Source organism: Photobacterium gaetbulicola (assembly GCF_003025515.1).
GTDB classification, from domain to species: domain Bacteria; phylum Pseudomonadota; class Gammaproteobacteria; order Enterobacterales; family Vibrionaceae; genus Photobacterium; species Photobacterium gaetbulicola.
In genome coordinates, this window is the sequence record NZ_PYME01000021.1 from 1 (window position 1) to 18,355 (window position 18,355).

At 52.2% G+C, this 18,355-nt stretch carries 12 protein-coding genes, 6 tRNA genes and 1 rRNA gene; 12 read left to right on the forward strand and 7 right to left on the reverse strand.

The window, feature by feature from the left end; translation table 11 throughout:
* The first annotated feature begins 162 nt into the window (after positions 1 to 162).
* Both rrf and C9J03_RS17640 read left to right on the forward strand, forming a co-directional pair.
* Positions 163 to 278 (forward strand): 5S ribosomal RNA (rrf, locus tag C9J03_RS17635).
* Positions 279 to 320: 42 nt separating this feature from the next.
* A tRNA-Asp gene (locus C9J03_RS17640) sits at positions 321 to 397 on the forward strand.
* A gap of 397 nt (positions 398 to 794) precedes the next feature.
* Here the strand turns inward: C9J03_RS17640 and C9J03_RS17650 are convergent.
* Together C9J03_RS17650 and ilvY are read right to left on the reverse strand one after the other, a co-directional pair.
* The gene (locus C9J03_RS17650) at positions 795 to 2,000 is read right to left on the reverse strand and encodes a Rossmann-fold NAD(P)-binding domain-containing protein (protein ID WP_044622173.1); all 1,206 of its coding nucleotides are present in this window, start codon (positions 1,998 to 2,000) and stop codon (positions 795 to 797) included.
* A gap of 21 nt (positions 2,001 to 2,021) precedes the next feature.
* On the reverse strand, positions 2,022 to 2,900 hold the full coding sequence (gene ilvY, locus C9J03_RS17655) for an HTH-type transcriptional activator IlvY (RefSeq protein ID WP_039460027.1): 879 nt from the start codon (positions 2,898 to 2,900) through the stop codon (positions 2,022 to 2,024).
* A gap of 131 nt (positions 2,901 to 3,031) precedes the next feature.
* Here ilvY and ilvC point away from each other — a divergent pair, with 131 nt between their 5' ends.
* Complete coding sequence (gene ilvC, locus C9J03_RS17660; RefSeq protein ID WP_039460025.1) at positions 3,032 to 4,516, forward strand: ketol-acid reductoisomerase; 1,485 nt, start codon at positions 3,032 to 3,034, stop codon at positions 4,514 to 4,516.
* Positions 4,517 to 4,591: 75 nt separating this feature from the next.
* Here the strand turns inward: ilvC and ubiK are convergent, their stop codons facing one another.
* The 4 genes from ubiK to C9J03_RS17680 all read right to left on the reverse strand — a co-directional run bounded on the left by ubiK (position 4,592) and on the right by C9J03_RS17680 (position 9,830).
* The gene (gene ubiK / locus C9J03_RS17665; RefSeq protein ID WP_039467063.1) at positions 4,592 to 4,861 is read right to left on the reverse strand and encodes a ubiquinone biosynthesis accessory factor UbiK; all 270 of its coding nucleotides are present in this window, start codon (positions 4,859 to 4,861) and stop codon (positions 4,592 to 4,594) included.
* 130 nt (positions 4,862 to 4,991) lie between these two features.
* A complete protein-coding gene (locus tag C9J03_RS17670; RefSeq protein ID WP_044622172.1) occupies positions 4,992 to 8,111 on the reverse strand; it encodes a multidrug efflux RND transporter permease subunit in 3,120 nt (1,039 codons plus the stop codon).
* Positions 8,112 to 8,123: 12 nt separating this feature from the next.
* Positions 8,124 to 9,230: an efflux RND transporter periplasmic adaptor subunit gene (locus C9J03_RS17675; RefSeq protein ID WP_044622171.1), complete on the reverse strand. Its 1,107-nt coding sequence runs from the start codon at positions 9,228 to 9,230 to the stop codon at positions 8,124 to 8,126.
* Between the two features lie 33 nt (positions 9,231 to 9,263).
* The gene (locus tag C9J03_RS17680; protein ID WP_044622170.1) at positions 9,264 to 9,830 is read right to left on the reverse strand and encodes a TetR/AcrR family transcriptional regulator; all 567 of its coding nucleotides are present in this window, start codon (positions 9,828 to 9,830) and stop codon (positions 9,264 to 9,266) included.
* Between the two features lie 185 nt (positions 9,831 to 10,015).
* Here C9J03_RS17680 and rep point away from each other — a divergent pair, with 185 nt between their 5' ends.
* Complete coding sequence (gene rep, locus C9J03_RS17685) at positions 10,016 to 12,031, forward strand: DNA helicase Rep (protein ID WP_044622169.1); 2,016 nt, start codon at positions 10,016 to 10,018, stop codon at positions 12,029 to 12,031.
* Between the two features lie 79 nt (positions 12,032 to 12,110).
* Here the strand turns inward: rep and C9J03_RS17690 are convergent, their stop codons facing one another.
* Complete coding sequence (locus C9J03_RS17690; protein WP_044622168.1) at positions 12,111 to 12,521, reverse strand: c-type cytochrome; 411 nt, start codon at positions 12,519 to 12,521, stop codon at positions 12,111 to 12,113.
* A 291-nt stretch (positions 12,522 to 12,812) separates the two neighbouring features.
* Here C9J03_RS17690 and C9J03_RS17695 point away from each other — a divergent pair.
* The 8 genes from C9J03_RS17695 to C9J03_RS17730 all read left to right on the forward strand — a co-directional run bounded on the left by C9J03_RS17695 (position 12,813) and on the right by C9J03_RS17730 (position 18,352).
* Positions 12,813 to 12,889, forward strand: a tRNA-Arg gene (locus tag C9J03_RS17695).
* 37 nt (positions 12,890 to 12,926) lie between these two features.
* Positions 12,927 to 13,002 (forward strand) — tRNA-His (locus tag C9J03_RS17700).
* Positions 13,003 to 13,064: 62 nt separating this feature from the next.
* Positions 13,065 to 13,141, forward strand: a tRNA-Pro gene (locus C9J03_RS17705).
* Positions 13,142 to 13,150: 9 nt separating this feature from the next.
* A tRNA-His gene (locus C9J03_RS17710) sits at positions 13,151 to 13,226 on the forward strand.
* 46 nt (positions 13,227 to 13,272) lie between these two features.
* Positions 13,273 to 13,349, forward strand: a tRNA-Pro gene (locus C9J03_RS17715).
* A 570-nt stretch (positions 13,350 to 13,919) separates the two neighbouring features.
* Complete coding sequence (locus tag C9J03_RS17720) at positions 13,920 to 15,638, forward strand: ABC transporter ATP-binding protein (RefSeq protein WP_044624341.1); 1,719 nt, start codon at positions 13,920 to 13,922, stop codon at positions 15,636 to 15,638.
* 93 nt (positions 15,639 to 15,731) lie between these two features.
* Positions 15,732 to 17,288, forward strand: a complete 1,557-nt coding sequence (locus C9J03_RS17725; RefSeq protein ID WP_044622167.1) for an ABC transporter substrate-binding protein — start codon at positions 15,732 to 15,734, stop codon at positions 17,286 to 17,288.
* A gap of 86 nt (positions 17,289 to 17,374) precedes the next feature.
* A complete protein-coding gene (locus tag C9J03_RS17730; RefSeq protein ID WP_044622166.1) occupies positions 17,375 to 18,352 on the forward strand; it encodes an ABC transporter permease in 978 nt (325 codons plus the stop codon).
* Positions 18,353 to 18,355 lie beyond the last annotated feature (3 nt).

The following is an 18,355-nucleotide window of genomic DNA, read 5'->3' on the forward strand; positions in this document are numbered from 1 at the left end:
CGACGTAGATAGGCAGGGTGTGTAAGCGTTGTGAGGCGTTGAGCTAACCTGTACTAATTGCCCGTGAGGCTTAACCATACAACACCCAAGGGGTTTTAACGGACTCCACGAACACTTGGATGAGTGTCGAGAACATCAGCTTTCAAGATTGTAAGAATTTTGCTTGGCGACCATAGCGCTGTGGACCCACCTGATCCCATGCCGAACTCAGTAGTGAAACGCAGTAGCGCCGATGGTAGTGTGGGGCCTCCCCATGTGAGAGTAGGACATCGCCAGGCTTCCAATTTAGATTATCGCAGTGAACGTGCGGTGATTTGAGTGGAGCGGTAGTTCAGTTGGTTAGAATACCGGCCTGTCACGCCGGGGGTCGCGGGTTCGAGTCCCGTCCGCTCCGCCACTTATTAAGAAACCTCAGTCGAAAGGCTGGGGTTTTTTTACGTCTGTCGGATATGTTCGCCTTGCAGGCGAATGAGTCCCGCTTGTGCGCAAGCCCGGCCGCTCCGCCACTTATTAAGAAGCCTCAACTAGGCGTCCCCGACGAAAGACGGGGTTTTTTGCTATCTGACGCTCCCGAAAGTGCTGTGCACTTTTTCGCGGAACTAGGCGTCCCCGCCGCAATGCCGGACCATCGATTCCCGGTCGTCGCCACTTATACTAAGCCCAAGCTGTAATGCCTGGGCTTTTTGCGTTGTACTACAGGCTAAATTGATTGCTGTTGGAAGAGCTCTACAAGCACAGGAATCAAGAAAATCACAATTGAAGGATTGACCGAAAATCCCCCATCGCGGCCTTCCTTACTGATAATTATAAAAGTGCCTTAGCCACTGCTCGGCAATGGCGGTTTCATCACTTTCATTGAGCGGCTGGATGCCCGGTTTGAAGTCTTTGGGTTGGCAGAGTAGCTGTAGCCCTGCCAGCATATGGGCCGCTTCGAATAAATACAGGGTGGGATCCCCCATACCGGTTTTGAATGGGGTATTGGCCGACTCACCGCCAGCCAGGAGGTAGAGCCGGTGGCCCTGCCTGGTTTGGTATTCGCGGATCAGTTTATTGCCGCCCACTTCAGTCAGGGCGCCATTGGCGATCAGTGTCGGGAGATTTAGCTCATCATCGGCTGAGGTCACGGTGGCGATAAAGCTATTGTCACTAATGACATCGAGTAGGTGCTCAGGGATAGCACCATTGCCAGTACAGCAGTAAATGAGGTTACATTCGCAGACCAGGCGTTCTATCGAGCACACTTGGACGCCATTGCGAGGAAATTGGGTCAGCTTTCGTGGATCCATATCAGCCACGAGAATATTGCCGATAGCTTTGCCCTTGAGGTATTGGATCACCCCGCACCCGAGGTTTCCCGCGCCGATGACACCGACCTTGAGGAAGCCATCGTTATTGAGTTTTAAACCAAATTCTTCACGCAGGATCTGATCGGAGTAATGGACGATGCACTCTGAAGCTTCATAGTCGGCTGGGGCCTTGATGCTAAGATGGGATACAGTGACAAGTGGATGGCTCATGTCGCGGTTGAGGTATTTGTACAGGCCGTTAGCGGTGAGCTCGGTGATCCCGACCAACTGCTCTTGAAAGACGTTGCCCAGGTGTTCGATTGCATGAGAGAAATAGCCGCCATGATCGAGTAACAGGAATTTACTGTCAGCTTCAACATATTGGCGAATGAAGGCTTCAGCAACGAGTGGATCCCGCAGATGCTCTTTGGTGATTTCAGGGTCGGCAATCGAGCAGCTGGGCAGTTTTTCGATTGTGCTTTTTATCTCGCTGTTGCCATTGGCTGTTGCCCCTTTGGGAATAAAAATGAGTTGATGGGCCAGCTCAGCAAGGACATTGATGTAAGGCAATGAGCCCTCATAGCAATGCATGACCGAAAAGATAATGAGATTGTTCGGCGTGTTGTAGCTCTGTGCTATTTGCTTTAAAAAATCATAGCCCTTGGCGGCATAGAAATCGGAGTAGTACGAATGAGTTAAGATTGGTTGGGGCATTATTTTTATTCCATTGAAAAATTAATTGCAGCCAAAAAGATTCAGTAGCGCATAGAGTAACGGTTCATTTTGTCGGCTTTGTTTACAGCACAGACCTAAATTCATGGGTTGTACTTTTTCTTTTTCCAGCCGCTTGACTTTATTCCCTACTGGGCTGTTCTCTATCACCACATCTGGTGCAATACCTATCCCGCAGCCGAGGGCAACCATGCTGACAATCGCTTCATGGCCACCGACTTGGGCATAAATGTTGGGCCTTATTTTTTTACTTTTTAGCCATTTGTCAGCCTTATCCCGAGCAGTGCCTGAATCCGGCAAGATAAACGGCAAGCTGGCCCAATTGATTGGCTCTGCCAATGCTTTTTGCAGACTCGATGGTGGGAAGAGCGGAGCGATAACTGACATCGAGACATTGTCGAGTTCTATATAGGTCATTTTGCCCGGTAAAGTGTCGGGTTTGGCTGCAATAGCTATATCGGCCTCGTCTTGCTGAACTTTATCAATAGCTTGAGCAGGATCACCGGTAAGTAGCTGTATTTCGACTTGTGGATAGAGCTGGCGAAAGCGATTAAGAATATCGGGTAAGTGGCTATAGCTTGCAGTGACAGAGCAAAAGAGTTTGAGTTTGCCCTGTAGCTGATGGTGATGGTCAGAGAGATCTGCTTTGATTTCCAGCCAGCTTGAAGTGATTAGCGCTGCGGTCGGCAACAGGGTCTGCCCGGCAGAGGTGAGCTCGACACTTCGGTTGTCACGGACAAACAGGGGCTGTCCTAGGTCTTCCTCAAGGCGCTGGATAATACGGCTGAGTGCGGAGGGGCTGATATGCATGGCCTGGGCGGTCTGGCTAAAGCTTTTTGACTCGCACAGGTGGAGGAATAGTTGCAAAGTTCTTATGTTCATCTTCCGTGTTGCACTTTTTGCAATGACTTATTGTGAATATATCACTTTGCGCAACTTACTGCGTGATCTACTATCGGATTATTCGACAAGCACTGTCGGCCCAAGGAATAGAATTCACGGAGTTTGCTGTTATGGCTAATTATTTCAACACCCTAAATCTTCGCCAGCAATTAGATCAACTAGGACGTTGCCGATTCATGGATCGCAGCGAGTTTGCCAACGAGGCTGATTACCTTAAAGGTAAGAAAGTCGTTATTGTTGGCTGTGGCGCCCAAGGCCTTAACCAAGGTCTGAACATGCGTGACTCTGGCCTGGATGTGGCTTATGCCCTGCGTCAGGCTGCTATCGACGAGCAGCGCCAGTCTTACAAGAATGCAAAAGAAAATGGTTTTGAAGTAGGTAGCTACGAAACACTGATCCCGCAGGCAGATCTGGTTGTTAACCTGACTCCGGACAAGCAGCACACCAATGTGGTTGAAACGGTGATGCCGCTGATGAAGCAAGGTGCGTCACTGGGTTACTCTCACGGCTTTAACATCGTTGAAGAAGGTATGCAGATCCGCCCTGATATCACGGTTGTGATGGTAGCACCGAAGTGTCCTGGTACCGAGGTGCGTGAAGAGTACAAGCGTGGCTTTGGTGTGCCAACCCTGATTGCGGTTCACCCAGAAAATGACCCGCAGGGTGATGGCCTTGAAATTGCCAAAGCTTGGGCTGCTGCGACTGGCGGTCACCGTGCAGGTGTGTTGGAGTCATCTTTCGTTGCGGAAGTGAAATCAGATCTTATGGGCGAGCAGACTATCCTTTGCGGTATGCTGCAGGCCGGCTCTATTGTGTGCTACGAGAAGATGATTGCTGACGGAGTGGACGCAGGCTATGCCGGCAAACTGCTGCAGTATGGCTGGGAAACCATTACCGAAGCACTGAAGTTCGGTGGTATCACTCACATGATGGATCGCCTGTCTAACCCAGCGAAAGTGAAAGCGTTTGAGTTGTCTGAAGAGCTGAAAGAGCTAATGCGTCCGCTGTACAACAAGCACATGGATGACATTATCACAGGCCACTTCTCTAGCACCATGATGGCTGACTGGGCAAACGACGATGCTAACCTACTGGGCTGGCGTGGCGAAACCGCTGAAACAGCATTTGAAAACTACCCTGATACCGACGTAGAAATTTCTGAGCAAGAGTATTTCGACAATGGTATCTTGATGGTGGCCATGGTCCGTGCTGGTGTTGAACTGGCATTCGAAGCAATGACAGCTTCTGGTATTATCGAAGAGTCGGCTTACTACGAGTCGCTGCACGAGCTACCGCTAATTGCCAATACTATCGCCCGTAAGCGTCTTTACGAGATGAACGTGGTGATCTCTGATACGGCTGAATACGGTAACTACCTGTTCGCTAACGTGGCAACGCCGCTACTGCGCGAGAAGTTCATGCCATCAGTTGGTACCGATGTCATTGGCAAGGGCCTAGGCGAGAGCTCTAACCAGGTGGATAACGCAACCCTAATTGCCGTGAATGACACTATCCGCAACCACCCGGTTGAGTACATCGGTGAAGAGCTGCGTGGCTACATGACAGACATGAAGCGTATCGCTGTGGGTGGCTAAGCCCCCCAACACGGCAAACATGAAAAAGCCCGGATGATAATCCGGGCTTTTTATTGGGGTTTTTAGCAAGGGAATTTATTCTTGCTCGGTATCCGCTTTTGGCGCCATTCGGCTTTCTAGCTCGTCAAGCTTCTGCTCAAGTGCTGACAGCTTCTGGCGGGTACGCAACAGCACCTGGGTCTGTACATCAAATTCTTCGCGGCTGACCACGTCCAATTTACCAAGCTGTGCTTGGATCACCTGGCGAACTTTCTGTTCAACATCATTGCCTAGCTCTTTGACTGGCTGAGGCATCGCGTCCTGGATCTGCTTGGCCACTTGCTCAAGTTTCTTTGGATCAAACATAGCTTAGTTAACTCCGTAACGGCATTTCATCTGTTGTCGTTATTTTATTCAAATATAACAGGATTGTCGTTGCTGTTGGTACAAAATAAAAGAGGCCGTTAAAACGGCCTCTTGGTTCTCGGTTTTTTGCTTAGCAATCGTGCGCTTCTTTCAGGGCGTTGCGTGCTTCATCGGCACGCTTAAGCTTTTCCAGATCTTTGTCCTCGACGAAGACGGGTAGCGGCTTGTGGATGCTAGCAAGATAGGTGTAAATCACCGGCAGCACAAACAAGGTGAACACCGTACCAATCGCCAGGCCGGCAACGATAACAATACCGATGCTGAAACGCTGGGCGGCACCGGCCCCGGTCGCGTATAGTAGCGGGATCAGACCGGCAATCATCGCAGCCGTGGTCATCAGGATCGGACGCAGACGAATTTTCGCCGCTTCCATCACTGCCGCCATGCGATCCTTCTTGTGGTGTAGCTGCTCTTCTTTGGCTACCTCACAAATCAAGATACCGTGCTTGGTAATAAGACCTATCAGGGTGATCAGGCCGACCTGCGAGTAGATATTCATCGAGGCTGCGCCCCACGCCAGGGCGATCAGGGCACCACAAATGGCAAGCGGGACCGAGACCATGATTACCAACGGATCGCGCAGCGATTCGAACTGGATAGCCAGAACCAGGAAGATGATTGCCAGTGCCAGGGCAAAGGTGGTGTACAGCGCGTTACCTTCGGTCACGAACTGGCGGGCCTCACCCATGAAGTCATACTGGTAACCGGCTGGAAGTGTACTGGCCGCTTCGCTCTGGAACCAGCTGATGGCATCACCCATGGCGACACCCGGTGCCGGAACCGCACCCACCGTTGCCGAGTTCAGCTGGTTGAAGTGTGGTAGCGAGCGTGGCTCGGAGACAACTTCAATTGTTACCAGGCTGCCCAGCGGGATAGCCTTGCCGTCAGCGGCACGGACATAGTAACCCTTGAGTGATTCCGGGTTGAGGCGGTACTTACGCTCTACCTGCGGGATCACCTCGTAGGAGCGGCCGTTGAGGTCGATGCGGTTGACGTAACCGTCCGCCATCATGGTACTCAGGGTGATACCGATATCTTGCATGGTCACGCCGTAGGCGCCGGCCTTGTCCTTGTCGATCTTGATCTTCATCGTTGCCGAGTCGTAGTTCAGATCGAGATCCGAGTAGACAAACATCGGGTTGGTTTTTACCTTGCCCAGGATATCGCTACTGATCTGGAACAGGCTCTCGAAGCTGTTCGGCGTGGTGATCACGAATTGGATCGGTAGGCCTGACCCCGCCCCTGGTAGCTCTGGCATCTGGAATGCCGTTACCGCCATCTCCGGTACGTCTTTCACCAGATCGGTGACGCGCTTAACGACTTCGGCCTGGCTCGCTTCACGTTCGCTCCACGGCACCATGGAAGCAATACCGAAAGCCTGGTTGGAGTTAGGCACACCAGAGAATACCTGGGCAAAGGCTACCTCAGGCTGCTCGACCAGAATACGGTTTACCTCAGCCATGGTGTTCTCGATGTAATCAAGGTTGGCATTCGACGGCGCGGTACCCATCATCACCAGTACGCCCTTATCTTCCGACGGTGCCAGTTCACTTGGGATGAACTTAAATAGCAGCGGCAGGGTACCGAATACGATCAAGGCGAACACAATCACTACCGGACGCATTTTCATGATCCCGCCCAGCATTTTCTCGTAGCGGTTGGTCATGCGATCGAGGAAGTGGTGCACCGTGGTTTCGAACTTGCTTGGCTTTTCGTTGGCCTTGAGCATCTTCGAACACATCATCGGCGATAGCGTCAGGGCGATGATCCCCGAGACAAATACCGAACCGGCCAGAGTCAGGGCGAACTCCTTGAACAGCGAGCCGGTGATCCCGCCCATCATGGCGATAGGCGCATATACCGCACCCAGGGTCAGGGTCATGGCGATAACCGGAACCGCGATTTCACGAGTACCGATAATCGCTGCGCGGAACGGGGATTCCCCTTCTTTGATATGACGGTCAACGTTTTCCAACACCACGATGGCGTCATCCACCACCAGGCCGATGGCCAGTACCATTGCTAGCAGGGTCATCAGGTTCCACGAGAAGCCGAACGACTGCATCACCATGGCTACACCGATCAGCGATAGCGGGATGGTGACAATCGGGATGATAACCGCACGCAGCGAGCCGAGGAACAGGGTGATCACCACCAATACAATCAATGCCGCTTCGGCAATGGTCTTGATAACTTCATTGATCGACTCGTTAATCGCAATCGTCGAGTCATACATGATGTTCATCGAGATGTTACTTGGCATGTTGCGCTGAAGTTCAGGCAACAGTTCGTAGACATCGGCAGCAATGTTGATCGGGTTGGCGCTCGGTGCCGCGTTAATGGCTGCGACAACGGCCTCTTCGCCGTTGGCCGAGGCACGGTAAACATCGTGGCTTTTCTCGAGGGTGACCTTGGCAATATTCCCAAGACGGATCACCTGGCCTTTCTGGGTGGAGACCACCAGTTTTTCCAGCTCGTCGGTATTGCTCACCTGGGTGTCGGCGGTACCGTTGTACAGCACGAACTCGCCGGTCGCCTGGCCGGTTGCCGACTGGTAGTTGTTGGCATTCAGCACGTTCATCACGTCTGCAGCGGTCAGGTTGTAGGCCGCCATCTTGGCCGGATCCAGCCATACGCGCAGGGCGTATTTCATCCCGCCGTACAGGTCAACCTTGGAGACACCGTTGACGGTAAATAGCTGCGGGTTGATTACTCGCTCGAGGTAGTCGGTGATCTGGCTCGAGGCCAGCTCGTCACTGGTAAAGCCGATGTACATGACCGCGGTGGTCGAACCGGTCGACATGGTGACGGTCGGGTCTTCGGCTTCCTTAGGCAGTTGCGAACGGACCGAGTTGGTCTTGGCCAGAATGTCGGCCAATGCCGCGTTCGGGTCGGTGTTCAGCTTCATGGTGACCGTGATGGTCGACGAGCCCAGTACCGATGACGAGGTCATGTAATCGATATTGTCAGCCTGTGCGATAGCTTGCTCCAGCGGCTGGGTAATAAAGCCCTGGATCAGATCGGCACTGGCACCGTAGTAGCTGGTCGTTACCGTGACTACGGTATTGGTCATGTCAGGGTATTCCCTGACCTGCATCTTGAAGATTGCCTGCAGGCCAAGAAGGGCGATCAAAAAGCTGATCGATACCGCTAACACAGGACGTTTAATGAAAACATCAGTAAAGCGCATGTCTCCTCCGGATCACAGCATTGGGGTTTCCGCTGGGGCTTCCAGCGAGTTGCTTTCTACCACACGGACTTTGGCATGGTTGCTCAGGCGCACCTGGCCTGAAGTGACCACGGTATCACCCGCTTTCACTCCGTCGAGGATATGGACGTTGTTCCCTTTGCGCTCACCGACCTTGACCACGGACTGCTTGACGCGCAGTACGCCGTTTTCGTCTTCGCCGGCCAAGTAGACATTGTCGCCATACAGGGTGTAGGTGATGGCTGTCTGCGGCAGGATGATCTGATCTTCCAGCGTCGGCAGGATAATATGGGCACGGGCAAACATACCGCTGCGCAGCTGGCCTTCGTTGTTCGGGATGTCAGCCTGAACCTGGACCAAGCCACTTTGGTAGTTGACCGCCGGTTCAATTGCGCTGATCTCGCCGCTAAATGGTGTTTCCGGGTAGGCATCAACGAAGATTTCGACATCCTGCCCGAGGTGGATTTCAGAGATATCGGTCTGCGGCACGGTAAAGCGCAGTTTCATCAGCGAGGTATCTTCAAGGCGCACGACATCGGTACCAGGCTGGATATACTGGCCGAGGTATACATTACGGAGGCCGACCACACCGTCAAACGGTGCTTTGATGGTGCGGCGCTCGATAGTCGCCTTCAGGCTTTCGATATCGGCAACCAGTGAGAAATACGACGCTTCGGCATCATCAAAGGCTTCTTTGGAAATCGACCCTTTCTTGAATAGGCCACGGTAGCGCTCATACTTAGCTTTGGCCGCTGGCAGGCGGGCCTGGGTGCTCTTCAAGTTGGCGATTTCCACATCTGAGTCCAGCGCCAGCAGTTGTTGGTCGGCTTTTACGGCGGCACCGGATTCAAAGTCGATGGTTTGGATCACACCAGAGACTTCGGTGGTAATGGTGACACCCTGATTAGGTTCGATAAAGCCGATCGCTTCGATGGCCGGCACCCAGTTGCTCGGATTGGCGGTGGTGACCGTAACCGGAAACTCTGGCTCTGGCATATTGGCCATGTACACGGCGATTTTTTGTTGTTTGAAGAGATTGAAACCAATCACGCTGCCAAAGAGCAGACTCGCGACCAGTAGCATCACTATCCATTTTTTCATGGTTGGGTGTGCTCCGAAGTTAGCTAATGTATGTTAATGCTGAATAATGGCGTCCCAAGAGGCCTGGATGGCCGCCTCTAGGGCTTCATCGCTGACCTTGTAAACGCCGTTGATATGTTTGCGAGCTAAGCAAGCACTTGGCTCAAGGCTCAGTGCGCTCAAGATTTCGTTGTCGAGGTTTTTGAATCGGCCTGACGCCTTCCCTTCCTCGAATAACGTATTCACCTTGGCGAACATTTTCTTTTCTAATAATCGTTGTTCATGGCTTTCGCGCCGTGGCAGGTTTTCGAACTGGCCGCGGTTGATCAGTGGGGCATCATCCTGGGTGGCCATGTTCCAGATGTTAAGCCACATGGTGCGAAACCTATCCTCCAATGGCATGTCATCTGACACGTTCTGGCTGATTTTGTTCGCGACGTAGGCCAAAATGTGATCATGAAGCTGATGCAACAGATCGTCTTTGTCCTCGAAGTAGCGATAAATGGTCCCTGCGGCTACCCCTGCCTCCTTGGCCACCATTTGCATCGATATCCCGTGAAAGCCATGTTCCGCCAGTAACGTTTCCGTTGCCTGGAGGATGCGTTTTTTCTTGTCACTCATAAACGGCAGTTGTAAAAAAAGATAGTGAATGAATGTTCATTCATAATTTTATGGTGCCTGATTAATTGTGCAAGCAGTTTTTTATGTCGTCAGGATAAGCAGGCTTGATACGGAGCCGAATAGACAATGGCGGTGAACCCGTTACAATGCGCCTGCTGACCCGAAGATCAACACAGGATAAGTCAATGAAACTGAACCCAAGGCAAAACGAAGCGGTAAAATACGTTGCTGGACCGTGTTTGGTCCTTGCCGGCGCAGGCTCGGGCAAGACCCGGGTGATCACCAATAAAATTGCCTACCTGGTTCAGCAGTGTGACTACAAAGCCCGTAACATCGCGGCGCTGACTTTTACCAACAAGGCGGCCCGGGAAATGAAGGAGCGGGTCGGCCAGACGCTGGGCAAGCAGGAAGCCAAGGGGCTGATGGTCTCGACCTTCCATACCCTGGGGCTCAACATTATCCGCCGGGAGTACAAGGCGCTGGGGCTCAAGGCGAGCTTCTCCCTGTTCGACGACCAGGACCAGATGGCGCTGCTCAAGGAGCTGACGGAAAAGCAGATCGATGGCGACAAGGATTTGCTCAAACAGTTGCTATCGACCATCTCCAATTGGAAGAATGACATGCTGTCGCCGGCAGAGGCCAAGGCTCATGCCAAGAGCGAGCGTGATCAGATGTTCGCCTACTGCTACGAGATGTACCAGCGCCAGATGAAGGCCTACAACGCCCTCGATTTCGATGACCTGATCTTGATGCCGGTGCTGCTGCTGCGTGATAACCAGGAAGTACGTCAGCGCTGGCAGAACAAAATCCGCTACTTGCTGGTGGATGAATACCAAGACACCAACACCAGCCAGTATATTTTCGTCAAGCTGCTGGTGGGCGAGCGTGCCCGTTTTACCGTGGTTGGCGATGATGATCAGTCTATCTATTCCTGGCGCGGTGCCCAGCCGGAAAACCTGGCGCTGCTAAATAAAGATTTTCCTAGCCTGAAAGTGATCAAGCTGGAGCAGAACTACCGTTCGACCAGCCGGATCCTGCGTACCGCCAATATTCTGATTGCCAATAACCCGCACGTGTTCGAGAAGACCCTGTTCTCGGAGATCCCGGACGGCGAACTGCTCAAGGTGATCACGGCCAAGAACGAGGAGCATGAGGCGGAGAAGGTGGTCGGGGAATTGATTGCCCACCGTTTCCTCAACAATACCCAGTATAAGGACTATTCTATCCTCTACCGGGGTAACCACCAGTCACGGTTGTTCGAAAAGGCACTGATGCAAAACCGGATCCCCTACAAGATTTCCGGCGGCACCTCTTTCTTCTCGCGCGCTGAAATCAAGGATATCATGGCGTACTTGCGCCTGTTGACCAACCTCGATGATGACAATGCATTCCTGCGTATCGTCAACACCCCCCGTCGCGAGATCGGTCCGGTGACGCTGGAGAAACTGGGTACTTACGCCAATATGCGTGGCAAGAGCCTGTTTGCGGCCAGCTTTGAGCTGGGGCTGGAGCAGCATCTGTCGGGCCGGGGGTTGGAGTCCTTGCAGCGGTTCACCCGGTGGATTGTTGAACTCTCCGATAACGCCGAGCGTGGTGATACCGTGGCGGCTGTCCGTCAGCTGGTACGCGATATCAATTACGAGGACTGGCTGTACGAAACGTCGGCCAGCCCGAAGGCGGCGGAGATGCGGATGAAGAACGTCTCGGATCTGTATAGCTGGATCACGGCTGATCTGGAAGGGGATAATTACGATCAGGAAGAGAAGACGCTCAAGGAAGTGGTCCAGCGCCTGACCTTGCGCGATATGATGGAGCGGGGTGAAGACGACGACGATGCCGATCAGGTCCAGCTGATGACCTTGCATGCCTCCAAAGGCCTAGAGTTTCCTTACGTCTATCTGGTCGGTACCGAAGAGGGGATACTGCCCCACCAGACCAGTGTCGATGAGGATAACGTCGAGGAAGAGCGCCGCTTGGCCTATGTCGGGATCACCCGGGCCCAGAAGGAGTTGACCTTCACCCTATGCAAGGAGCGCCGTCAGTTTGGCGAGCTGATCAAACCGGAGCCGAGCCGATTCCTGTTCGAGCTGCCGCAGGATGATCTGGAGTGGGAAGCGGACAAGAAGCCGATGACCCAGCAGGAAAGAATGCAAAAGGGCCAAGCCCACATTGCTAATATCCGCGCGATGTTCAAGAAGTAATTCACGACCGACGGATCGGAAATAAAAAAGCGAGGGCCGCATGGCACTCGCTTTTTTTGTCGCTGGGGAGGGGCGGGGATCACAGCCCGTCAATCATATGGTTGATGGCAGCAACGATTTCGTCATCGCTGCAGTCCATACAGGAGCCTTTCGCTGGCATGGCGTTGAAGCCGTTGATGGCATGGTCGGCCAAGACATCATTCCCTTTGGCAATACGCGCACTCCAGTCTGTTGCATCACCAATCTTCGGTGCACCCATGACTCCTGTTCCATGACAGGCTGCACAGAAGGTACCGTAGACGGTATCGCCGCTACGTGGGCCCGCTGCGACAGCAGGGCCGGCAGGGGCATCGCCCTCAAGGTAAACGGAGCCTACCGGTTTGATACGTTCTGCGATAGCTTCATCTGACATATCGGCCGCCATCGCGGTACCGGTCAATGTCAGGGCAGCAACGGCCGCTACCATAAGTTGTCGAAGAGAAAATTCCATTGAGCTCACCTTTACACTTCCAGATCATTATGTGCGATTGCCACAGTCTTATTCGTGCTTGTTGTTAGTCGAACTGTTGAGACAAGGCAGTGATTATTTACAGAATGTTTAATTTGTAAAAACATCGTGATTATATCCGCTATTTTCGCTGTGATAAACTAGGGGGCTGCTTTTGTATGATACGAATCAATAGTTATTTGCCTATATTTCCAGCGAACGAGAAAAAAACTAAAAAAAACACTTTACGACAGGGGTCGTGATCCGTAATATTCACCTCCGCCGATAGGGCACGCGCCCGTAGCTCAGCTGGATAGAGCGTTGGCCTCCGGAGCCAAAGGTCGAAGGTTCGAATCCTTTCGGGCGCGCCATTCCGGACATTGGAAAATTATTGGCAAAGAAACAATGGTGGCTATAGCTCAGTTGGTAGAGTCCCGGATTGTGATTCCGGTTGTCGCGGGTTCGAATCCCGTTAGCCACCCCATATTTTAAGGGTATTGATTATAATATCAGTATCTAGAGGTGAAAACCTCAACAGAATTAAGTCGGTGAATAGCGCAGTTTGGTAGCGCATCTGGTTTGGGACCAGAGGGTCGGGGGTTCGAATCCCTCTTCACCGACCACTTACAGCGGTGGCTATAGCTCAGTTGGTAGAGTCCCGGATTGTGATTCCGGTTGTCGCGGGTTCGAATCCCGTTAGCCACCCCATTATTTCAGGTATTTTGATACCTTGGCATTAGCCTAAAAACATTGTCGGTGAATAGCGCAGTTTGGTAGCGCATCTGGTTTGGGACCAGAGGGTCGGGGGTTCGAATCCCTCTTCACCGACCACCATTGAAAGCCTCGTCAGAAATGACGGGGCTTTTTTCGTTCCCCTTCCCTCTTTCTTACTTCCCTCACGGCAAGTGAAAACGCTTCAGCAGCAAGGCACCGGCTTCGCGCATATGGTTGTAGTGTGATCTGCTGCCAATAATGTTTTGTTACAGGTTACCATTCGGCTATAAAGGCATTACTCCCTATTTCACGCCAACTGCTGTGATTCTCGTAGTGATTGTTTCTGTATTGTTAAGTGTCTTGATGTTCTGTTTGACTATTTATGCAATATTGAAAAGTGTTAGCTATATCAAATAAGCAGATTTATAGTTTGTTTCACTGCTAGTTATCTGTGTTGCGTGTGGTGGTCATACCTGGATTTGCTCCTAACTTCCTATCGTTTTACCCACCCTTGTGACTATTTATTCTTTTTTTATTCGATTTGATAGTTTTTACGCGTGTGTTGTTGATTTTTTGTGAAATATTTGACAGATTGTGTCCTGAACATATATTCAGCAAATTATGCTGAAAGAAGGGATTCTATTTTTCAGACAGGGCAGAACGCTGCCAAGCAGTTGGGGTCTGGTAATGGCTTTATTGGAAGTGAAAAACCTGCGTATCGAATATCCATCACGACATGGGGTTCATGCAGCAGTGAAATCGCTCTCGTTTTCGATTGAACGAGGCGAGATTGTAGGCGTGGTCGGTGAGTCCGGTGCCGGCAAGTCGACCGTTGGTAATGCGGTGATTGACTTGCTCAGTCCGCCGGGCCGGGTAGCCAGTGGTGATGTCTATCTGGATGGTGAGTTGATTTCAGGCCTGACAGCGGAGCAGATGCGCTCGGTACGCGGCTCGAAAATCGGTTTTATCTTTCAGGATCCGATGACTTCACTCAATCCACTGTTTACGGTTGAACAGCAGTTGACCGAAACCATTGTCACCAACTTAAAGGTGAGTCAGGAAGAAGCCGCCAAACGTGCGATCAGCCTGATGGAGCAGGTCGGGATCCCGCAACCTGAGCTGCGCATCAAACAGTATCCGCATCAGTTTTCAGGCGGTATGCGCCAGCGGGTCGTCATTGCGATTGCCTTGGCCGGCGAGCCTGATTTAATCATTGCCGATGAACCGACAACGGCGTTGGATGTCTCGATTCAGGATCAGATCCTTAATCTTATTCGTGAGCTGTGCCAGAAGAAGAACGTCGGTTGTATGTTGGTGACTCATGATATGGGGGTGGTTTCTAATGTCACTGATCGGGTTGCCGTGATGTACCGTGGTGATTTGGTCGAAATAGGGGAGACCGAGCAGGTATTGTGTCGTCCTAACCATCCGTACACCCAGAGCCTGATCTCGGCCGTGCCTCGCTCTGATATTAAACTTAAGCGCTTCCCGCTGGTGAGTTATATTGAACAAGCGCAGGAAATGACCCAGCTGGATGTGAAGAACCACTGGCTGGGACAGAGCGAAGATCAGCGCAGCTATACCGGGGCCCTGTTGCAGGTCGAAAACGTTAACCTGCGCTTTGTCACCAAGGATTCGTTTTTCGAGAGCCGCCGAGAATACGTGCAGGCCAACAATGACGTCAGCTTTGAGATCTTCGAGGGTGAAACTTTTGGCTTGGTGGGTGAGTCAGGCTCCGGTAAGTCGACCATTGCGCGGGCGATCACCGGCTTGTACCCGCCGAACTCCGGCAAAATCACCTTTGAAGGTGTCGATCTGACAGCCCTCAAGAATGAAGCTGAGCGCCGCCCGCTGCGCCGCCAGATGCAGATGGTATTCCAGAATCCGTACACCTCGATGAACCCGCGGATGAAGATCGCCGATATCATCGCTGAACCAATTCGTTTCCACAAACTGACCGAAAACGAGAGCCAGACCCGCCAGATCGTCGCTGACCTGCTGGATCACGTTGGCTTGGGTAGTGCCGCTGGCGTGAAATATCCACATGAGTTTTCCGGTGGCCAGCGCCAACGGATTTCGATTGCCCGGGCATTGGCCACTCGACCTCGCCTCTTGATCTGTGATGAGCCGACTTCGGCACTGGATGTGTCGGTACAGGCGCAAATTCTTAACTTGCTCAAAGATCTTCAGGATGAGCTGAACCTGACCATGCTGTTTATCAGTCATGACCTCCCGGTGATCCGCCAGATGTGCGACCGGATTGGGGTGATGCAGAAGGGAACCTTGCTTGAGGTAGCCCCGACCGAGCAGCTTTTCACCACGCCACAGCACGAATACAGCCGCCAGTTAATTTCGTTGATGCCCGAGTTCAAGGGCATCAGCCAGGAAGGACTCAAGTTAGCTTAATCCATTCATGCCGCTGGCGACAGCGGCTATCGGACACAACAAAAGCAAACACAATAGCAAGGGAGTTACCTCCCCGCATAAAGGAGCTATGCAATGAAAACCATCAAGACCAAATTGGCCGTTGCCTTAATGGCTGCCGGCCTGAGCTTTAGTGCTGCTGCTGCCCAAATCAAAGTTGCCTATGATGCTGACCCGGTATCGCTTGACCCGCATGAGCAACTATCTGGCGGTACAATGCAGCTCTCTCACATGGTTTTTGATCCACTTATCCGCTTTACCCAGGATATGGACTTCGAACCACGCTTGGCAGAAAGCTGGGAGCGTGTAGATAACGAAACTATGCGCTTTAACCTTCGCAAAGGGGTGAAGTTCCATTCCGGCAATGAGCTGACTGCTGATGATGTGGTATGGACGTTTGCCCGCCTGAAAGAATCCCCTGACTTCAAGGGTATCTTCGAGCCACTACTGTCATTGACCAAGGTTGATGACTACACGGTTGAAATTAAAACTGACGGTACTTACCCGCTCGTAGAGAATGTAGCGACTTACATCTTCCCAATGGATAGCAAGTTCTACACAGGTAAAACGGCAGATGGCAAAGACAAAGCGGAGCTGGTGAAGCACGGTAATTCTTTTGCTTCTGGCAACATTTCAGGTACCGGCCCATTTATCGTCACATCCCGTGAGCAGGGCGTAAAAGTTGAGTTTGAACGTTTTGCTGACTACTGGGACAAAGGCTCGAAGGGTAACGTTGACAAGCTGACCTTGGTGCCAATCAAAGAAGACGCGACCCGTGTGGCCGCGCTGCTGTCTGGTGGCGTAGATATGATCGCGCCAGTTGGCCCAAATGACTACAACCGTATTGAGCGTGCCAAGGATGTTGAGCTGATCACCATGCCGGGTACCCGTATCATCACTTTCCAGATGAACCAGAACTCCAACGAAGCGCTGAAAGATGTGCGTGTGCGCCAGGCGATTGTCTACGCCATCAACAATGAAGGTATTGCCAAGCGTGTTATGAAAGGGGCTGCAACCGCTGCAGGCCAGCAGAGCCCTGTGGGCTACGCGGGTTATGACGAGAACCTGGCACCGCGCTTTGACGTTAAAAAAGCCAAGCAGTTGATGAAAGAAGCGGGTTACGAGGATGGCTTTACCCTGACCATGATGTCGCCAAACAACCGCTATGTGAATGATGACAAGATTTCACAGGCGGCAGCAGCCATGCTGGCGAAAATTGGTATCAAGGTTGATCTGAAAACCCTGCCAAAAGCTCAGTACTGGCCTGAGTTCGATGTCTGTGCGGCAGACATGATGATGATTGGCTGGCACCCAGATACAGAAGATTCGGCAAACTTCACTGAGTTCCTGACCATGACCCGTGATGAAGGTACAGGTAAAGGCCAGTACAACTGTGGCCATTACTCGAACAAAGAAGTGGATCAGCTGATTGTCGAGGCTAACAAAGAGACCGATCTCGAGAAGCGCAGTGCGATGCTCAAGAAGGTGGAAGAGCTACTGTACAACGATGCCGCGTTCGTTCCGCTGCACTGGCAGGATCCATCCTGGGCTGCGAAAACAAACCTGAAGATTGGCTCGATTGTTAACGGTATGAACTTCCCGTACTTCGGTGATCTGGTCGTTGAAGAGTAATGGTAATACCGCCGCCGGGTAACCGGCGGCTTGTCAGCACCGGCTGTGGCCGGTGCTGTTTTTAAGGATGAATAAAGGGGCAGGGAATGTTTACGTTTCTGGTCAAGCGCCTGTTTCAGGCACTGATAGTGATGTTTGTGATCAGTCTGGTGGCGTTTGCCATTCAGGATAACCTTGGCGACCCGCTGCGTGAGCTGGTGGGACAGTCGGTATCAGAAGCTGAACGTCAGCAACTTCGTGACGAGCTGGGTCTTAACGATCCGTTTATCGTCAAGTACAGCCGATTCGTCGGTGATGCGCTGCAAGGCGACTTGGGTACATCGTATTTCTTCAAGCGCCCGGCGGCCGAGGTGATCCTCGATAAACTCGTGCCTACCCTGGAGCTGGTGTTCGGGGCGACCCTGATCATCATCGTGGTGTCGATCCCGCTTGGGGTCTATTCGGCAATCCACCCTCATAGTTTTTTCACCAAAGTGGTGATGGCCTTCAGTAGTATCGGTATTTCCATTCCGGTGTTCCTGACCGCGATTATGCTGATGTATGTGTTTTCGATAGAGCTCGGCTGGCTGCCATCCTATGGGCGGGGCGAAACGACCAACCTGCTGGGTTGGGAGTCGGGCTACTTTACCCTTGATGGGCTGCGCCACTTGGTGCTGCCGTGTATCGCGCTGGCATCGATCATGCTGCCGCTGTTTATCCGCTTGGTACGCTCTGAAATGCTGGAGGTACTGAGTTCGGAATATATCAAGTTCGCCAAGGCCAAGGGCCTGGCGATGAACAAGATTTATTACCAGCATGCGTTGAAAAACACCATGCTGCCGGTACTGACGGTCGGCGGTGTCCAGATCGGTACCATGGTCGCCTATACCATTTTGACCGAGACGGTATTCCAGTGGCCGGGAATGGGCTTCCTATTCCTCGAGGCGATCAATCGGGTCGATACTCCACTGATCACCGCCTATGTCATTTTTGTCGGCCTGATCTTCGTGGTCACCAACACCATTGTTGACCTGCTATACGGCCTGGTAAACCCAACTGTAAACCTGACTGGCAAGGGAGAGTAAGTT

Bases quoted from the DNA above. Each gene is read 5' to 3' on its own strand.
- ilvC (WP_039460025.1), top strand. From the start codon at position 3,032: ATGGCTAATTATTTCAACACCCTAAATCTTCGCCAGCAATTAGATCAA.
- ubiK (WP_039467063.1), bottom strand. From the start codon at position 4,861: ATGTTTGATCCAAAGAAACTTGAGCAAGTGGCCAAGCAGATCCAGGAC.
- ilvY (WP_039460027.1), bottom strand. From the start codon at position 2,900: ATGAACATAAGAACTTTGCAACTATTCCTCCACCTGTGCGAGTCAAAA.
- C9J03_RS17720 (WP_044624341.1), top strand. From the start codon at position 13,920: ATGGCTTTATTGGAAGTGAAAAACCTGCGTATCGAATATCCATCACGA.
- C9J03_RS17675 (WP_044622171.1), bottom strand. From the start codon at position 9,230: ATGAAAAAATGGATAGTGATGCTACTGGTCGCGAGTCTGCTCTTTGGC.
- C9J03_RS17650 (WP_044622173.1), bottom strand. From the start codon at position 2,000: ATGCCCCAACCAATCTTAACTCATTCGTACTACTCCGATTTCTATGCC.
- C9J03_RS17670 (WP_044622172.1), bottom strand. From the start codon at position 8,111: ATGCGCTTTACTGATGTTTTCATTAAACGTCCTGTGTTAGCGGTATCG.
- C9J03_RS17725 (WP_044622167.1), top strand. From the start codon at position 15,732: ATGAAAACCATCAAGACCAAATTGGCCGTTGCCTTAATGGCTGCCGGC.
- C9J03_RS17730 (WP_044622166.1), top strand. From the start codon at position 17,375: ATGTTTACGTTTCTGGTCAAGCGCCTGTTTCAGGCACTGATAGTGATG.
- rep (WP_044622169.1), top strand. From the start codon at position 10,016: ATGAAACTGAACCCAAGGCAAAACGAAGCGGTAAAATACGTTGCTGGA.
- C9J03_RS17690 (WP_044622168.1), bottom strand. From the start codon at position 12,521: ATGGAATTTTCTCTTCGACAACTTATGGTAGCGGCCGTTGCTGCCCTG.
- C9J03_RS17680 (WP_044622170.1), bottom strand. From the start codon at position 9,830: ATGAGTGACAAGAAAAAACGCATCCTCCAGGCAACGGAAACGTTACTG.